Annotated in this window: 13 protein-coding genes and 1 pseudogene; 6 read left to right on the forward strand and 8 right to left on the reverse strand. The window is 41.1% G+C overall.

Annotation, left to right across the window (positions count from 1 at the left end; genetic code table 11):
• Nucleotides 1–41 precede the first annotated feature (41 nt).
• Nucleotides 42–1733 (forward strand): peroxidase family protein, encoded by a 1692-nt coding sequence (locus tag ACM0OY_RS12320; RefSeq protein ID WP_414569137.1) that lies wholly within the window; start codon nt 42–44, stop codon nt 1731–1733.
• Nucleotides 1734–2219: 486 nt separating this feature from the next.
• Here the strand turns inward: ACM0OY_RS12320 and ACM0OY_RS12325 are convergent, their stop codons facing one another.
• Together ACM0OY_RS12325 and ACM0OY_RS12330 are read right to left on the reverse strand one after the other, a co-directional pair.
• Entirely contained in the window at nt 2220–2756 is a 537-nt protein-coding gene (locus ACM0OY_RS12325; RefSeq protein WP_414569138.1) for a hypothetical protein, read from the reverse strand.
• A 21-nt stretch (nt 2757–2777) separates the two neighbouring features.
• Nucleotides 2778–4058, reverse strand: coding sequence for an acetyltransferase (locus tag ACM0OY_RS12330; RefSeq protein WP_414569139.1), 1281 nt, complete (start codon nt 4056–4058; stop codon nt 2778–2780).
• Nucleotides 4059–4094: 36 nt separating this feature from the next.
• Between ACM0OY_RS12330 and ACM0OY_RS12335 the strand changes: the two genes are divergently transcribed.
• On the forward strand, nt 4095–4256 hold the full coding sequence (locus tag ACM0OY_RS12335; protein WP_414569140.1) for a hypothetical protein: 162 nt from the start codon (nt 4095–4097) through the stop codon (nt 4254–4256).
• A 112-nt stretch (nt 4257–4368) separates the two neighbouring features.
• Here ACM0OY_RS12335 and ACM0OY_RS12340 read toward each other — a convergent pair whose 3' ends face one another.
• Entirely contained in the window at nt 4369–4590 is a 222-nt protein-coding gene (locus tag ACM0OY_RS12340; protein WP_414569141.1) for a hypothetical protein, read from the reverse strand.
• Nucleotides 4591–5293: 703 nt separating this feature from the next.
• Between ACM0OY_RS12340 and ACM0OY_RS12345 the strand changes: the two genes are divergently transcribed.
• Nucleotides 5294–5800 carry a hypothetical protein gene (locus tag ACM0OY_RS12345; RefSeq protein ID WP_414569142.1) on the forward strand — a complete coding sequence of 169 codons (507 nt, stop codon included), beginning with the start codon at nt 5294–5296 and terminating at the stop codon, nt 5798–5800.
• A gap of 7 nt (nt 5801–5807) precedes the next feature.
• Here the strand turns inward: ACM0OY_RS12345 and ACM0OY_RS12350 are convergent, their stop codons facing one another.
• The gene (locus tag ACM0OY_RS12350) at nt 5808–6653 is read right to left on the reverse strand and encodes a metal ABC transporter permease (protein ID WP_414569143.1); all 846 of its coding nucleotides are present in this window, start codon (nt 6651–6653) and stop codon (nt 5808–5810) included.
• A 150-nt stretch (nt 6654–6803) separates the two neighbouring features.
• Nucleotides 6804–7544: a metal ABC transporter ATP-binding protein gene (locus tag ACM0OY_RS12355; protein WP_414569168.1), complete on the reverse strand. Its 741-nt coding sequence runs from the start codon at nt 7542–7544 to the stop codon at nt 6804–6806.
• A gap of 176 nt (nt 7545–7720) precedes the next feature.
• Between ACM0OY_RS12355 and ACM0OY_RS12360 the strand changes: the two genes are divergently transcribed.
• Both ACM0OY_RS12360 and ACM0OY_RS12365 read left to right on the forward strand, forming a co-directional pair.
• Nucleotides 7721–8740: a metal ABC transporter substrate-binding protein gene (locus ACM0OY_RS12360; protein ID WP_414569144.1), complete on the forward strand. Its 1020-nt coding sequence runs from the start codon at nt 7721–7723 to the stop codon at nt 8738–8740.
• Between the two features lie 173 nt (nt 8741–8913).
• Nucleotides 8914–9249 carry a hypothetical protein gene (locus ACM0OY_RS12365; protein ID WP_414569145.1) on the forward strand — a complete coding sequence of 112 codons (336 nt, stop codon included), beginning with the start codon at nt 8914–8916 and terminating at the stop codon, nt 9247–9249.
• 599 nt (nt 9250–9848) lie between these two features.
• Here the strand turns inward: ACM0OY_RS12365 and ACM0OY_RS12370 are convergent.
• Nucleotides 9849–9995 (reverse strand): annotated as a pseudogene (locus ACM0OY_RS12370) (type II toxin-antitoxin system RelE/ParE family toxin); the annotation flags it as partial.
• Nucleotides 9996–9999: 4 nt separating this feature from the next.
• Nucleotides 10000–10275 (reverse strand): type II toxin-antitoxin system prevent-host-death family antitoxin, encoded by a 276-nt coding sequence (locus tag ACM0OY_RS12375; RefSeq protein ID WP_414569146.1) that lies wholly within the window; start codon nt 10273–10275, stop codon nt 10000–10002.
• Between the two features lie 477 nt (nt 10276–10752).
• Here ACM0OY_RS12375 and ACM0OY_RS12380 point away from each other — a divergent pair, with 477 nt between their 5' ends.
• Entirely contained in the window at nt 10753–11061 is a 309-nt protein-coding gene (locus ACM0OY_RS12380; RefSeq protein WP_414569147.1) for a hypothetical protein, read from the forward strand.
• A 33-nt stretch (nt 11062–11094) separates the two neighbouring features.
• On the opposite strand, the gene ACM0OY_RS12385 is transcribed toward ACM0OY_RS12380, so the two are convergent.
• Nucleotides 11095–16950 (reverse strand): AAA family ATPase, encoded by a 5856-nt coding sequence (locus tag ACM0OY_RS12385; protein ID WP_414569149.1) that lies wholly within the window; start codon nt 16948–16950, stop codon nt 11095–11097.
• Between the last annotated feature and the right edge of the window lie 317 nt (nt 16951–17267).

Raw genomic sequence — 17267 nt, forward strand, 5'->3', positions numbered from 1 at the left:
AGTCTTGAAGAGAAGAAAGAATTTAACTAAAGGAAAAAACGATGCCAAATCTCCCTTTTGAATTTAGCCACGGCGGATATATCAAGGAAGAGAGTGTGCAAAAGAGAATTGCCTTACGTCCACCAACGACCGAGGCAGGAATTGATGTAGAGACAGATTTCGATTACCTTTTCCCAGATATTGCCAGAGATCCAAACAGCCTGCTTCCGGCAGATAACAACCAAGATATTATTGACAAACTTAAAAAGCTAGGCGAGGCAATAATTGACAGGCAAGACCCTGAGCCTGAGGAAGCTAACTCAAAGATACCTCCGGTTTATACTTACTGGGGACAGTTTATCGACCATGATATTACTGCCAATACCGACCGGGCTGTCACAGACCTGCAAACTGATATTACCAAAGACGATTTCACGCCTCTATCACCCGACTTCGTAATTGATAACCTTAAGAATCTGCGTCGCCCCACCTTTGATCTTGACAGTGTTTATGGTGACGGGCCAACTCTAGACCCCAAAAACCCCACTGAAGCAAAGGACTTTTATCAACAAGACGACCCAGTAAAACTGAAAGTTGGACAAAATGCCGAACAGAATGCTAGCGGCGAGCCAATTCCCGGAGTTAAAATTCCGCCAGAAAACGATTTATCGCGGGACTTGCCACGCAATAACAGAATAGCTGCGATCGGCGACAGTCGCAACGACGAAAATTTAATCGTGGCACAGTTCCACACTGCCTTTTTGCGTTTCCACAATGCAGTAGTGGACTGGGTGCGGAAGCATGAACCCTATAATGCCAGAAACAATAAAAAATTATTTGTGCGATCGCAAAATCTGGTTCGTTGGCACTACCAGTGGCTTGTGATCAATGATTTCCTCAAAACAGTAACTACAACTGGAACAGTAGATAGCATCCTCCGCTACGGGCCGAGATTCTACTATCCCCGCAATGGAAATGTTTTCATGCCTCTGGAATTTTCTGTTGCAGCTTACCGTTTTGGACATAGTATGGTGCGGGCTGCTTATGACTACAACCGCAATTTTACAGATCAACCGGGAGCGCTAACAGACGCAACGTTTCTTTTACTTTTTGTGTTTACGGGAAGACGTAATCTAGGTAGCCAACCACCAGAAGGCCCTGGCCCGTCCAACACTCTACCTTTTAACTGGATTATTGAGTGGGATCGGTTTGTTGACAAACAAGAGGCTGCCAAAAGGCAAAGAAATTCTGCACGAAAAATCGACACGCATCTTGCATTTCCTTTATCAGATCTAATTAATGAAGGCAATGATCAACAACCTCCTGTTCGAGAACTTCTCAAGCACCTTGCAAAACGCAACCTACTGCGTGGATATTTCCTTAGCATTCCCACCGGACAGAGTTTAGCTAAGAAGCTAGGTGTCAAACTACTGACAGTGGAGGAACTTAAAAAAGGCAATTCAGAAGAATTGAATAAAGCTCTCGAACCTTTCATAGAAAAGACTCCAGCGTGGTATTACGTCCTCAAGGAATCCGAGGTTCGCGCTAATGGGGACTCTTTGGGGGAAGTTGGTAGCCGCATTGTTGCTGAAACCATCATCGGTCTAATTAAGAATGACCCATCCTCGTACATCAACAAGCGCCATTTTTTCTTTGAAGTTTGGAACCCTTCTTTAGGTGTCAAACTGCCAAATGGCGCTCAAATTCGCACAATTAGTGATTTTCTGAAGTTTGCCGGAGTGCTGCCAGCATAGTCTTGTTAAGTACTGAACAATAGAGTTAGCAAACGCGTGTAGAGACTTTGTATTTTAAAGTCTCTACACGCCAGAAAATTACAGCGATTGCAAGTACATGAGGTACACCCCTCCGCAACCCTCCCCTTGGTAAGGGGAGGGTGCGCTAACCTGAATTCGACAGACCTCACCCACCCAGCCTCCCTCTCCTGGTAGGAGCTACGGTGTAGACACAAGTCAGATCCAGTTTTATTGCAATACGCTTGGGATAAGCCAGAAAGCCCTCATGTAGAGACGCGATTTATCGCGTCTAAAAGACTGACACGTTCACAAGACGCGATAAATCGCCGTCTCTACAGAGAATTTACTCGTCAATTATTCGTTCACAGACTACTATTTCCGACTTGTGTGTACACCGTAGCCTGGTAGGAGAGGGGCTGGGGGTGAGGTCAAAATCCTGTACATCGAATTCACGTTACTTTAATTCAAGGTAAAAATAAGATCACTCTATTCAGACACAGTAGTTGCACCGACCGCCATTACTGGAGACCATTCACTGACGCGGTTGCCATCTAAGACAGCTCGCACTCGATAACCAAGCTGAATCTTATGCATCAACAAGATTAGTTCGCGGTTGAGTAATCCTTGTGATTTTTGGTTTTCATTAGATGCAGCTTGTATACGAAAACAGCGATCGCTTTGACGTTGCAATTTCGGAGACTTGCCTTCCATCAACACCGTTTGCAGCTCGTATTCTTTAGCTTCGGGGTATAGTTCCCAACAAAGTTGCCAGTAAGTTGACCAACGAATTAACTCTGCTGGTAATTCTTGGACTTCATCTGACAATGTAGAAACAAGTCCGGTGACTGGAGGTTGTACTAGCTCAGGCTGGTTGGAGGTAATGTCAATAGATCTAGGTTTGGCGACCTGTTGTGCAGCTATAGATGAACTACCATCAACACTTAGTATCAGTCCGAATATCACAGCAAACAGCACAATCAATCGTAGGCATTGTAATTGCACCCACAAGATTTTCAGATTCATAATTACGCAAAAGTTATTGGCTTACCACTCCACAGGTGTAATGATGCTGCCGTTGTCGGCATAGATTACTTTAGAACCGATATACGTTTTGGAATTCAACGTAGAATTGAAGACTGCGCTTTTTTGCCCAACTGCCGATTCGTTGCCGATAATTGACCGGAATATAACGGAGTTCGGTGCTAGCCCTACATAATTACCTATCCTGGTTTCAGGGCCATTAGCAACACCATTGATAACCTGCCTACCGCCATGAACTAGAACTCTGGGCCCGTAGCCAACAATATCACCTAAAGTCAAACTACTTGTTTCTAAAGCATGAAAGACAACATCGTTTGCCATACCAAAAATTTCCCCGACATTAAAAGGTTGGCCCTCATCAGCACGCAGCGAAATTCTATTACCTATTTTGTAGTCGAGATCTTCGAAAGAATCTTTCAGAACGACATTGCCGATGATGCGGTTACGGAAGTATGGATTGCGAGTCAACTTCCCACCTATCTTCGGCTGACCTCCAGGGTTAAAAGCTGTGACTGGAGCGAAATTTATCCCTGTTACGTTTGACGGATTTTCTCTGGCTAATTTTGTGTAGCCTTTGGCAAAGGCTTCATTAACTTCAATGATGGCTTCCATTAATGCAACGTCAGCTTGTGTGAGGTTTGCCACCTTCCCTAAGCTGCCGCTACTAGCTTGGAGGTTAGTTGTGATGTTTTTACCTGGCAGGACGACTTTACCTGCTGGTAAAGTCACACCAGGGCCAACCCGCGAGAGAAAGTTGACTACTGTGTTTCCTTCTATGGTTGCACCATCTATTTCACAGTTGAAGGCGAGAAATGTCTCTGGAGTAGTGTTGCTGAACTGAGTATTGGTAGCTGGGTCAGTAAAAGGCCCGGTTGAGCCTTGAGTACCGATTTTGGCTGCACCTTTGATGGTGGCCATGTGTGCCATAATGACTCGCGGCCCAATCTGCACTCCCGTTCCCGAAGCTATAATTCTCACTTGGTCTTGGACGTTAGAATCTTCAGCGATACTAATGGGGGCAGTAGTGGCGTTTAACTGGGCAAATGGCGCAACGTAGACTCTTTCGCCCAAACTAATATTTGTGGGATTGGTAATTGTCGCAGTTGGGTCAAGGAAAGTAGCTGAATCTAACGGTGCTGTACTTGGACATATAGGTAGGTTATTGGAGGTTGGATTACACCCACTTCCAGAAGCAACGGCGGGTTGTTTATATATCTGTGTACCGATGACAAGCGCTAGGATAATTGCAATTGAGGCGCTCAAAATTGCGCGAGGTTTGAACATAGAAAAAACTCCTCACGGGTTATGGAATATTTGGCTATGAGAAAATCTGCGTTAAGTGCCTTAACGAGTAACAGATATAGTCAAGCGATCGCCTACGATGAGCCAAAGGCGATCGCAGGCATAGGAATTAGCAAAAAATCAAATTGCAAAAGTCCCTCAGCTGTCGCGCATTTAAAGCAGCACATCTTTTCGTGTTGACTGTTGAAGGTTGACACTTAAGCCTCAACACTTAACAGCACGAGTGACCATGCAATTTAAAAGCGTAATAACTGATTTAGACTTTTTCTTTGTTTGCGTATGAGGCAGAACGTTAACCGCCCCAAAAACCTGCCAAGTTGAGGAATTTTAGCAGGCTAAATAATACGGTAAAAATCGTAACTGTAACTGTCGTTGTTGCTCCGGCAACTGCCTCATTATAAACAGTCTCCCAAGCTTCTGGGCCGCTAGTGGATTGTCCATAGACTTTTGTACTAACGGCCAATGTTAAGCCAAGCACAGTTAGGCCAGCTAATATTGTGCGACGTTTAAGCATTCTTTCCCGATATCTAATAGTTAGCCAAGTTTCTGTGGCAGAGTAAACTGAAAAGTTTAGGCTTTGTTTCCTTTAACTTTTCGGTTTACCTGACCTGATAACCGACAAATTTAAGCTAGTGAAGCACTAATCGCTACAGTCGCTAATTAACATCCTATTTTATTCTTATTTGCTGCTTTATACTAGAGCTTTTGATATTGATAAAAACTATGGTGGTGATAGAAATATTGGCAAACTTAGAATTTACTATAAATAAATTATCTATCTTACGGTGGATGTTCTTTGTACTTTATTTAAAATATCTGTTTGTAGAAGATAATCGCTCTGTCGTGTCAAAGCTAAAGTAGTGCATTAGATCTAGGTTGGGACGGTCTACTACTATTTCTAAGATACAAGGTTGGGTTGAACAGAGTGAAACCCAACATTTCCGGGGTTTGTTGGGTTACCCTGCGGGAAGCAAGCTACGTTCCTCAACCCAATAAATTAAGCTTGCCGCGCTACTACAATTATCCTTAACTGTCGTGTCAAAGCTAAAGTAGTGCATTAGATCTAGGTTAGAATGTCGCTTACTTGAGCTTGATATGTTGTAGAACTAAAGGGCATTGCTGAACTCCTACAGCATAGTCTTTTTACCTGACAATAGCTTACATAGATTTTAGTAATAAATATTGTTTATTATTGGACAAGTTTCATTTAGGGCTATATGCGATCGCCATTTGAATCACAAGTTATTTCTGCTGTCATCAATCATTCAATGAGGAAAGAAGATTTCTTGGTTGATATGTCCAATAGTTATCTTATAACTAGTACTTCTCTGAAGCCCGATATTTCCTGGGAATTTCTGCGGATTCCAGAAATATTAATTCATGGAATGAGTATTATTGGTTTTCCTAATCTTAAAAAAGAGACTTACGACGATTGGATTTCAATCAACAATCAACCTTGCTTATTAACTCCATTTCTGACAAATCCTCAAATCGCTCTGATTTCCAACGAAGAGTCCGATCGAATTTTCAATGACTACAATTATAGATGGTGTATCATACATACTTTGAGTAGACCAGGATTATCTGTAGATTTTTCACAAGCATTAATTCAAATAACTGCCCATTGTCCAGCGGGGCCACCGCAGTGTGGGAATTTGCTTTATTTGGAAAGAACTGGCGAACAATGGGCTATTAAATCATCTTATGGGCTGTATAACCAATAGGAAAAATCTATTTTTTACTTCCGCTTGGTATCAAAACCCCATGTTTGGGACTAAATAATAACGCTAATAAAAATAATCCTGAAACTACTAAAACGATCGCAGGGCCAGAAGGCAAATTATAAAAGTAGCTGAGATACATACCGCTAATACTAGAAATGATGCCAATTACCGCACCCAAAATCATTACTTGGTTGAGACGTTTCACTAGTAAATAAGCAGTGGCTCCTGGCGTAATCAAAAGCGAAAGTACTAAAATTACACCTACAGCTTTCATGCTAGCGACAATTGTTAAAGCAATCAATAGCATTAATCCAAAGTTAAGCCGATCAACTGGTAAACCTGCGGCTTGAGCGCCTAATGGGTCAAAGGTGTAAAATAAAAGTTCTTTGTATATTAAAACAACAACTATTAAAACAATAGCGGCAATAATAGCAGTGTCTCGGACTTCATCAATAGTAACGCCGAGAATATTACCAAATAGGAAGTGATTCAGGTCGATTTTGTTATCTTTTTGAATAACAGTAATTAAGGTGATACCAAGGGCGAAGAATGCAGAAAAAACTATGCCCATTGCTGCATCTTCTTTAATTGGCGATCGCACTCTAATCCAAGCGATCGCCATTGTACTAATAACTCCAGCAATAAACGCCCCAATATATATATTTGCTCCCACCATAAAAGCGATCGCTAGTCCCGGCAAAACCGAGTGACTGATTGCATCACCCAGCAATGCTAATCGCTGCACCATCAAGTAACTACCAACCACTGCACACAACAAACCAACTAAAATCGCAATCACAAGCGATCGCTGCATAAAGCCGTATTGTAACGGCTCAATTAACGCTTCTAACATATTTTGTCACTAGTCATTAGTCATTGGTCATTAGTCATTAGTCATTGGTCATTGGTTATTAGTCATTAGTCATTGGGAGTGATAACTGTTGACTGAAGAGTTATTCTCCTTGTCTCTCCATCCCCCCAATCCCCAGTCCCCAGTCCCCATCTATGCCGCATCAGAAAAGTACATTACTTTTCCGCCATAAGCAAGATTGAGATTTTGTTCTGTAAGTACTTGTTGGCGCGAACCTGTGGCCACTAATTCACGATTTAGTAATATTAAGTCATCAAAATGGGTAATTGATTCTCCTAAATCGTGGTTGACTACTAGCACGATTTTGTTATCAGCAGCGAGTTCATGAAAAACTTCAAAAATTACCGATTGGGTTTTTTGATCGATGCCTACCAACGGTTCATCAAAACAGAAAATTTCTGCTTGCTGGGTTAAAGCACGCGCTAAAAATACACGCTGCTGCTGTCCTCCAGATAATTGTCCAATGGGGCGATCGCAATATTCAATCATTCCAACTCTTTCGAGAGCATTTTTGGCTACCTGGCGACTAACTGCTGAGAAACTACGCAACCATCCTGTTTTCTTCACCCGTCCCATCATCACTACATCCCAAACAGTAGCGGGATAAGTCCAGTCAATTTGGCTACGCTGTGGTACATAGGCAACTCGATCTAGTTGTTGCATTAAGGGTTTACCCTGATACAGCGCCGTGCCACTAGTTACAGGCACTAAGCCCAACATTGCCTTCATCAGTGTACTTTTACCTGCACCGTTGGGGCCGAAAATACCTGTCAGTCTTCCCGGTTTGACAACACAGTTAACGTCCCTTAAGGCTTCTTGTGTGCGGTAGTATACCCCTAAATGGGCGATGTTAATTGCTGGTATGGAACTCATATCAGAAGCCTTGATCGTTTTTGCGTGTAATTCTCGTGTATTTTCTGGATATAAGCGAAATTTAGCTGCAAAAGAGACGTTTTTCATAACTGCTTTCAAATATTCATTTCTTGAGCTTACTATAAAAATGAGAGAAATATGAAAAAATCTATAAATAGATGTAATATCCGAGATAAATGAAACTAATACCACAGAAAGAGGGCAGTAACCCAAACGGCAAGGTAATCAGCAACACGAACAACAAGAAAACTCTTTTGGGGGTTTGTTTGGGAATGCTTGTGCCTTTGGCTTTATTTAGTTGTACTCAGAAAGACTCTAATCCCAACACTGCCAAGGGAGAGAGCCAGCCACGAGTGGTTGCAACTAGCACCATCATTGCTGATTTGGCACAAGATGTTGCAGGAGAGGAAATTCAAGTAAGTGGAATCCTCAAACCGGGTACCGATCCGCATGTTTACGAACCAGTACCAGCAGACAGCAGGCTTTTGGAAGAAGCCGACTTGATCTTGTATAACGGCTACAACCTGGAACCAGGATTGATTAAGCTAATGAATGCTTCTGGTGGTCAGGCGCGGAAGTTAGCAGTGGGGGAAGCGGTGAAATCTTTGCAGCTAGACAAAGGCAAAGGTGAAGTTGTGCCAGATCCTCACATTTGGGGTAGTGCGGAAAATGCGATCGCCATGACTAGCGCCATTCGAGATGCTTTGATTGAATTATCACCCGAAGATAAAGAAGAATTGACTAAAAATGCATTGCAACTGACTAATGAATTAAAACAGTTGCATAGCTGGATTAGTCAGCAGATTCAAACTATCCCACCAGATAAGCGCAGACTGATCACAACCCACGATGCATTTCAATATTATGGACGTGCTTATGGAATTGCGATCGCAGGTACTTTAATTGGCATTAGTACCGAAGAACAGCCAAGCGCTCAAACAGTCAAGCGATTGGTAGAGTCAGTTAAAAAAATAGGTGTTCCTGCCATTTTTGCTGAAACTACAATTAACCCAGCTTTAATTAAAACCGTTGCCCAAGAAGCAGGAGTAAAATTAGCACCACATCAACTTTATTCTGATTCAATTGGTGCAAAAGGAAGTGATGGAGATTCGTACATCAAGATGATGGAGGCAAATACCCGTAGCATCGTAGAAGCATTAGGTGGAAGATATACGCCATTTCAACCTAAGAAGTAAATTAGTTATTTCTGAAGTCAGAGGTTTCTAAATAACCTCTGAATTAATATCTAACTTAAGACATGTACTTTTTAAATCTATTCTTAAACTCTTTCTAGAGAAAGAACTATTTATGGCTTTGATTTCCTAGAGTGTTACTAGTAAACGCACATTTATTAGTACCTGAAAAAGCCATGACTGATAATAAACAAGAAAATCAAATTAATCAACCAGTGAGCGAAGATCGGCATTCTCGTCAAGAGCCAGATGTCAAGGAAAGGAACTTAACTGCAAATCCGGGAGATAGAATCGCTGATGAGCCTCAATCCGTTGAAGAAAAGGCTCAACAGCTAGCTGTCGATCATGTACCAGACATTACAGGCGATGAAATCACAGTCCCGACTTACTTTGTTGTCGATGAACCCAACGGCGAAAAGAAAGCACTCCACCACGTTAAAGATGCTGAAGAGATTTCTGACGTAATTCGCCAAGCACGAGTTGACGAAAATGGAAATCGAGTTTGGTGGTAATCGGTGACCGAAAAAACAAGGGGATAAGGGATTTGGAGTGATGGGTTAGGAGACCCGACACCAGTCGCTACAACGGGGGGAACTCCTGCAACGCGCTGGCTCATTAATCGCATCTGTCTGTACAAGAGTTAAGAGTTATTCTCCCCGTCTTCCCATCTTCCCACCCCTTAATCGTCATCTCCCTCTGACTCCATTTTCTTGGGTTAAGTTACATTTATAATCAGGTAATTACAGCAGATTTCAAGTTAATGAAGTACAAAATTTAGGTTTGGTAGCTAGACCGAGAGCCTATTCTAATTTGCAATTATGACTACTGAATTATGCTGTATAGCTTAGAAATTTTTCCAGGATGAAAGGCAATGGTAAATGTCATAAGTAATGAAGAATTGACATCTTGGACTACGCCAGAACTTAAAAATCATATTCTAGAACTTGTTAAAGACCGTCATTTAGAGCTTCTAAGAACCAAAGTAGAATTTTATAAAAACGAATTAGCGCCATATTGTGCAGAATTGAGTCAACGTAACCCTTTTCCTCAAGCGCCATCGGAGCTTGGGTGCCGATATGGTCTACTATCCCTTTTCAAGATATTTTACCTGGCCTGTATAACCAGCCAATTCCTTGTAATCTGCTGGTAAAGAATCAATATTTAAAGACATTACTTTTTTGGCAATTTGAGCAGCAATTTTAGGCTGTAATCCTTTGAGAAAATCAAGAACTGTTTCCAGACCATCGAGTTTTGCCATTTTATCAGGTATTATCATCAAGCGCAGCCAAACGCTTGAGTTCTGCTGTAAAAGTTTCTGTACCAACCATGCGTGAGTTAGAGAGTGCAGTTTGAGCTTGTTGACCTATAATTAAATCTTCCAATTGAGCAAGTCGGTTGATTAATTGCTCGTAGTTTTCGACGGACATAATCACGTAACTAGGTTGCGATTCTTCTGTTATTAAAACAGGCTCAATAGCAGCTTGGTTTAAAACTTCACTATGAGTATTTTGGATTTCTGTAACAGAAAAACGATGCATTCTAACAACTTTCCCAAAAAATTCTAACTATATCGTAACGTGCAAAGCGCAAATCGGTGTTAATCCAACCCAAGCACCTAACTGAAAAATCTTCCCGTGTGAGTATTTCATGCACCAAAGGATGATGTCTAGGACTTACGCACAGATAACGGAAAATCGTAGACGCAAAACGGCTTCCGCTCGATTTTTCAGTATTTACCCAGGGGCAATAGTCACCACTTCAGCAAATTTTCATTAAAAGTATTTTTTAGCGCTCAAAGATTAAAGTTTCTAAGAAGTCCTGGCTTATACCTTTGACATCCAAGTATATAACTTGAATAATCTTATTACGTAAAAATTCGTAGTTATATAGAAATTTGAATCTAAACTTGCTAAGTTTACTGAGAGCTAAAACCTGTTACAGCTAGCTCTGAGTCAGCTTGGCTTGGAAAAAATCAAATTGATTCCTATATAAGCTAGTGTTAACAGGGTTGTATTATGCTTTTCTCAAATTCAAAACCAAGCTTAAAAATTAGTCAAAAAAATCAAACTTACAGTTTTTTGGCAACTAAAAATAACATAATACTCATTGGATATTTAATTACTCTACCAATTTTTACTTTGATAACTTTATCCTTCTTATTGCCATTATTGTCTGTATTCACTACTAATTTGTCCACTTCCGCAGGAAACTTATATCACTCTACATCAATTCCTTGGATAGATGATGCATCTGAATGCGAACATACTGGCAGAGACTGGCGCGATCGCAAGTGTTGGGATAATGAACACAGCCCTATGTTTTAAGTCGATTTGCTTTTCGGATAATTTCTCTCCTTACTACCGAATTGGAATTGAGATTGCAAATTCTGTACCTTGTCCGGGAGAAGAGTTGCATTCGAGGGAACCACCGTGTTTTTCTACTATAATTTGGTGGGCGATCGCCAACCCCAAGCCTGTACCTTTATCAACTGCTTTCGTAGTAAATAGATGGTCAAATATTTTCTGCTTAACTGATTCACTCATTCCCTTACCATTATCAGCAATGAAAATTTTTACACAGTTTATTTCTAGAGAAGTGGTAATTTTGATTCGGTTGGGATTGGCTTTAATCTCTTCAAAGCTGCGTCCGTTGTTTGATTCCTCTAAGGCGTCAATGGCATTAGCCAAAATATTCATGAATACCTGATTTAATTGACCAGGAAAACATTCAATTTGTGGTAAATTGCCATATTCAGTGATAACTTCAATTGCTGGGCGTTGTTCGCTAGCTTTGAGGCGATGTTTGAGAATTAAAACTGTACTGTCAATTCCTTCATGGATATAAAATGGCACTTTGTAATCTCGATCGGCACGAGAAAACGTGCGAAGACTGGTGCTGATATTTTTCAATCTTTCGCACGCTATTGTCATGGAATCAAGTATTTTTGGGAGGTCTTCTAAACTATATTCCAAGTCAATCTCTTCCGCATGATCGAGAATTTTCTCGCTTTTGTTGGGGAAAGTTTCTTGATAGAATTTCAGGTGTTCAAAAATATCAGCGATGGTGGGTTTAGCTTGTTTAATACTGGCAGCAATAAAACCCAAAGGATTATTCATTTCGTGAGCTACACCAGCAACTAAGTTACCCAAAGCAGACATTTTTTCGCTTTGGATCATTTTTAATTGTGCTTGTTGCAGATTTTGTAAAACAGTTTCTAGCTCTTGTGCTTTTTGTTGAAGTTGAACTTCGGCTAGTTTGCGTTCGCGTAGCGCAACTTGCTGTTCGGTAATATCATCTGCCAGCGACGCAACCCCAATTAACTCGCCATCTGCACTCACAAGAGGATTGTTATACCAAGCACAAATAATAATTTTGCCATCCTTTGTGACATTTTCATTGATACTGTAATTGCCGCCCTGCTGCGATATAATTTCGACGCTGACTTGCTCCATTTCGGCTTGAATCTTTTGAGGAATGATGAATTTAAAGTCACAACCCAAAGCCTCTTGTTTGGTGTAGCCAAAGATTCTTTCTGCCGCTGGGTTCCAGTCAGTAACCTGATAATTGGTATTCCACTCTATCACTGCTAGTGGAGTTTGCTGAACCAATAACTGGAGCCGTTGCTGGGATGTTTGCAAGCCAGACTGTGCGGTGTTCAAATCATCAAGCGATCGCTCTAGCTGTTGAGAATACTGTAGCGATCGCTCATACAGTCGGGCATTTTCCAAAGAAATGGCGGCTTGAGCGCAGAGGAGATTTAGTAGTTCAACGCGATCGCTTGTGAACGCTCCCGTCGCTAAATGGTTTTCTAGGTACAAAACCCCCAGCAACTTCCCTTGATGTAAAATCGGGCTGCACAAGATACTCTTGGGCTGGTGTTGCTGAATGTAGGCATCATGAATTAATTGCGGATATACACCAGCATCAATAATCACTGCTGGTTGTAAGCTACGTTTGACAGTATTAACTAAGCCAACTGGCACATCGATAGATGCTTCAACAGGCTCTGATTTGAGCAATCTAGCAGAAAAATCAACTTTGGTATTTCCATTGTTTTGTAAATCCAACTTCGCTAATGCCCGAATCAGTAATTGATCTGACTCCATAAGCATTAACACGCACTTATCAGCTCCGGCATTTTCAATGACGATAGACAGCAATGATGAAAGCAGTTTTTCAAATTCGATTTCGCTTGAGATAGTTTGGGATGCTTTGAGAATTGCAACTAAATCTAAAGCCATAGAAACAGTGCTACTGCTGGATGTGGCGGAACTGGTGGGGGTAACAGTTTCCAAGGCGAAGATAGTTTCGTGAGTGGAAAGGGGAGAACGTGTTTGCCCCAAGATGGGGGCGAGGAGTTGCGGATAGCGTCTTTCCAAGTCGGCGACTTTGGCTTTAGCACCCCAGCAAGCATAGCCGTAGTAGGCTTCGGTCATATATTCGCCAGCGATGCGTTCTCTACCCCAGTTGAGGTAAAATTCAGCGGCCAGCTCGTTGCTAAGTGCTTGTTCTTGGATATAACCGTGTTCTTTAGCCAAAGCAATGGCGCGATCGTAGCGATCGATTGCCTCCATCTTGTTTCCTAATACTCGGCATCGTTCTGCTTCTACCAAATACCACTTGTGCAAATAGTTCATCGGTGCGTGTTCTGCCCACTTTTGCAATTTAGCTTGATTTGCCACCACCTGTTGCAAGCGATCGCTGGCTGCTGCTAATACTGTCAGAGAATCATAGAAATAAAATATTGGCACTGTAATAAAACCAGCAGCTCCTCCTAAATACTGTCTACCATTAGCGGCAATTTCTAATAGATGTCGATCTCGATCCCCGAACAGATAACCCAGAATCAGTTTATGGAGATAGAAGAACTGAAGCCCCATGTGGTCATTTGCTGCCAGTAACTGAGAGAGGAATTGCCCTTCGTCGCAAACATCCCCCATCAAAACATCAGAATTTTTAGCTCTGCCCAACAGATTCAAAACCACTTGTCGTAACATTTGGCAGTAGTTAAACATCATCACTTGCTTGAGGTTGCCCAGCACGTTGCTATATGCTTGAATCTCTAGCTCCAAAGTCCCCAGTTCCTGAGCGCTGAAGTAGGAATAGTGGCAAGTATGAAATCCGCTGTAACCGCCAAACTCAAAATCGCCGGTATCTAACCCTATTTGGTAGCTGTCCCGCAAAACTGGCAGTGATGCTCGCAGGTGAGTAGTTCCATGTAGGATGAGCGCTCCTACAAGCACACAGGTTCTAGATTGAACTTCCCTAGCGTTGAATTTTTCCAATAGCCCTAATGCTAATGTACCAGCACGATTGGCAGCTTTCATATCTTCTAAGATGCCATTTAACAGTAGACCATAGCTGGCATAAAAGAACGCAGATAATGGTGCATTACCATGCTGAATTGAGGCATTTACCTGAGACAGAATCAGTAACGGGTATAGAGTAGGAGTTGTGATGTAAGTAGGTGCAGCAATACAACCAACAATTCTGATCGTTGCCAAGCTTTGTGTTGCTGTCATTGGGGGTAGGTTCAACAACTCTGCGATCGCTCTGCTGTTAAACTGGTCAGTAGTATACTGAAATGCCTCGTTGATATCCTGCTGAGTTGGTTGATCGGGAAACTGAACGCCAAATTGACTCAGTACCTGTTTTCCCAAAGCGATCGCATCTAATAACTGGTGCTGCGATATGTAAGCTTGGATCTTAATTTCATAGATTTTCACCCGATCGAGGAGTGTCTTGGTTTGATGCAATACTGTTTCCACCCAGCGATCGATTTGTGCAAAATCTCTCGACAGAAAGGCATTTTCGGCTGCTAATTCATGTAGCTCCAGTGCCAATTCATACTGACTCTGCCAACAATCAGGGTTGAGCAATTTGATTCCCTTAGTTGCATACGTCACGGCTGCTTCATAGGCGGTTGCAGTTCTGGCTTTTTTAGCCGCTAGTAAGTTTAACCGAGCAATTTGCTCTTGTTCTGCTGACTGAATGATTAATATCGATCCCATATTCAGGTGATTGACAATATCAAATAGTTTTTCCTCTTGTTCTATCTCTGAGGTATTGTTGAGTAGCAGTTGACCAATTTGCAAATGGATTGCTGTTTTCCGATCGTCGGGAATCAGAGAATAGGCAGCTTGTTGTACTCGGTCATGTATAAATTTGTATGTAATAGTCTGTTGATTTTCTTGAGTAACTGCTTCAATTTCTTGCCCGACATAGAATTTGTAAACATCACCAATCGGTAAAATTAACCCTTCTTGTAATGCTTTCCACAAAGTAGCAGCTATCTCAATTTCTGATTGTTCCGAAACAATTGCCAAAGTTTTTAAATCAAACTGATTGCCAATACAAGCAGCTAACTGCAACGCCTCTTGAGTTGATAACGGCAGTTTTTGTAATTGAAATGCCATAAAGGCAACAACGTCATCTGTAACCGCTTGAGTTGTCACTTGTGCAATATCAAATTGCCAACAATTTAACTCAATATTAAATTTAATGAGATTTTCTTGATGCAATGCTTTGATAAATTGGGTTACAAAAAACGGATTACCTTTGGTTTTTTGATAAATTAATACAGAAAGAGTCCATGCCAAATTTTCTGTACATTTCAGTGTGTCAGCAACTAACTGATTCACTGTGACTTGATTCAGTGGTGCTAAAGTAATCGTATTAATCGTTGCTTGTGATTTGGCAATTTCACTCAAAGTCAACGTTAATGGATGTGCTGTGTGGATTTCGTTATCACGGTACGCACCAACGATCAAAAGATGACCTGCATCAGTCATTAACAGCTGCATTAACTTTAGTGATGCCGAATCTGCCCATTGCAAATCATCTAAAAATATCACTAAGGGATGTTCAGCACTGGTAAAGACTTGGGTGAATTTTTGAAACAATAAATTAAATCTATTTTGTGCCGCTGTTCCTGATAATTCTATGGCAGGTGGTTGTTGACCAATAATTATTTCTAGTTCCGGGATGACTTCAATGATTACCTGTCCATTTTCTCCAACTGCTGATAATATTTTGTTTTTCCACTGCTGAATCTGTGCATCACTTTCGGTTAACAATTGTCCCATTAAATCCCGGAATGCTTGCACAAAAGCACTGAAAGGAATATTTCGTTTAAATTGGTCATATTTGCCTTTGATAAAATAACCACGTTGGCGAACAATTGGTTTATGAACTTCGTTGACAACCGCAGTTTTACCAATGCCAGAAAACCCAGCTACCAGCATCATTTCTGTTGCACCAAGGCTCACTCTATCAAATGCTTGGAGGAGGGTTGAGATTTCGGTTTCTCTACCATAGAGTTTATCAGGAATAAGAAAGCGATCGCACACATCCCTTCGCCCAATTTCAAAACTCTGAATTTCACCAGTTTCTTTGAGTTGATATAAACAATTCTCTAAATCAAACCTCAGCCCCAAAGCACTTTGATATCTATCTTCAGCATTCTTCGCCATCAATTTCATGACAATATCTAAAATTACCTGTGGAATCTCTTTCCTATTCCCTAATGCAGTCGGCATTTTTGCAATATGACAATGCAACAATTCCATTGCATCATTTGATGTAAATGGTAATTCTCCTGTGAGCAATTCGTAGAAAGTTACACCCAAAGAATAAAAATCGGTTCGATAATCAATCCCCCGATTCATTCTGCCAGTTTGTTCTGGAGAGATATAACTCAGTGTTCCTTCTAAAACATTGGGATTGACAAGAGTTTGAGTTTCTCTTGGTAGTAGTGATGCAATGCTAAAGTCAATTAATTTAACTTGTTTGGTTGCAGGATTAATTAATATATTGCTGGGTTTAATATCTTTATGAATAATGCGATCGCGGTAGAGTATATCTAAGGTATTGCACAGAGCGATCGCAATCTGTAAAAATTCATCTAAAGACACCACATTATTGTTGCCGAAATAATCCTTAAGGGAAATTCCCCCAAAGTCTTCCATCACTAACGTATAGCCATTGTGGTAGGGTTCGAGGCTATAGGTTTGGATGATTCCAGGATAGTTGAGATTTTTGGCGATGGTATATTGATTGCAAAATTGTACTAGTTCGCTAAAGCTGGGATAAGGATTCTTCAGTAGCTTAATGACCACTGGTAATGAATCAATCTCTCGAACAGCCCGATAAACTAAGGTTCTGGAACCTTTGTAGAGCTTTTCGCTCAGGCTATATCCGGGAATATTAATCATAATAATGCCAAATCTTATACGCCAGATTTAGTATTCCCATAAACACAAAATCTTGTGAGATCAGTTTCTCGCATCATGTAACTAAAAATTAAATCTCGATTTCGGAATCCTTAAATTGCTTGTGCAGCAAACTTAGTAGTATTTTTATACTAATTAACTAATCTGTAGCTGTTGGAGTGTTACTCTAAGAACTTTAGAGATATTAGGATAGATATAGCCTTTTACTCTCTTCCTTCGCTGGAAGGGTAAGCATTAGTTGAGCATGAATGCTGAGTATGAAAATATATCAAAAAACCATGTTCAAAAGCTAAAAGTAG

Source organism: Nostoc sp. CCY 9925, from assembly GCF_963920935.1.
GTDB lineage: Bacteria > Cyanobacteriota > Cyanobacteriia > Cyanobacteriales > Nostocaceae > Nostoc.

Excerpts from the sequence above, each read along its gene's own strand:
- ACM0OY_RS12320 (WP_414569137.1), top strand. The coding sequence starts at position 42 with ATGCCAAATCTCCCTTTTGAATTTAGCCACGGCGGATATATCAAGGAA.
- ACM0OY_RS12325 (WP_414569138.1), bottom strand. The coding sequence starts at position 2,756 with ATGAATCTGAAAATCTTGTGGGTGCAATTACAATGCCTACGATTGATT.
- ACM0OY_RS12330 (WP_414569139.1), bottom strand. The coding sequence starts at position 4,058 with ATGTTCAAACCTCGCGCAATTTTGAGCGCCTCAATTGCAATTATCCTA.
- ACM0OY_RS12335 (WP_414569140.1), top strand. The coding sequence starts at position 4,095 with ATGAGAAAATCTGCGTTAAGTGCCTTAACGAGTAACAGATATAGTCAA.
- ACM0OY_RS12340 (WP_414569141.1), bottom strand. The coding sequence starts at position 4,590 with ATGCTTAAACGTCGCACAATATTAGCTGGCCTAACTGTGCTTGGCTTA.
- ACM0OY_RS12345 (WP_414569142.1), top strand. The coding sequence starts at position 5,294 with ATGCGATCGCCATTTGAATCACAAGTTATTTCTGCTGTCATCAATCAT.
- ACM0OY_RS12350 (WP_414569143.1), bottom strand. The coding sequence starts at position 6,653 with ATGTTAGAAGCGTTAATTGAGCCGTTACAATACGGCTTTATGCAGCGA.
- ACM0OY_RS12355 (WP_414569168.1), bottom strand. The coding sequence starts at position 7,544 with ATGAGTTCCATACCAGCAATTAACATCGCCCATTTAGGGGTATACTAC.
- ACM0OY_RS12360 (WP_414569144.1), top strand. The coding sequence starts at position 7,721 with ATGAAACTAATACCACAGAAAGAGGGCAGTAACCCAAACGGCAAGGTA.
- ACM0OY_RS12365 (WP_414569145.1), top strand. The coding sequence starts at position 8,914 with ATGACTGATAATAAACAAGAAAATCAAATTAATCAACCAGTGAGCGAA.
- ACM0OY_RS12375 (WP_414569146.1), bottom strand. The coding sequence starts at position 10,275 with ATGCATCGTTTTTCTGTTACAGAAATCCAAAATACTCATAGTGAAGTT.
- ACM0OY_RS12380 (WP_414569147.1), top strand. The coding sequence starts at position 10,753 with ATGCTTTTCTCAAATTCAAAACCAAGCTTAAAAATTAGTCAAAAAAAT.
- ACM0OY_RS12385 (WP_414569149.1), bottom strand. The coding sequence starts at position 16,950 with ATGATTAATATTCCCGGATATAGCCTGAGCGAAAAGCTCTACAAAGGT.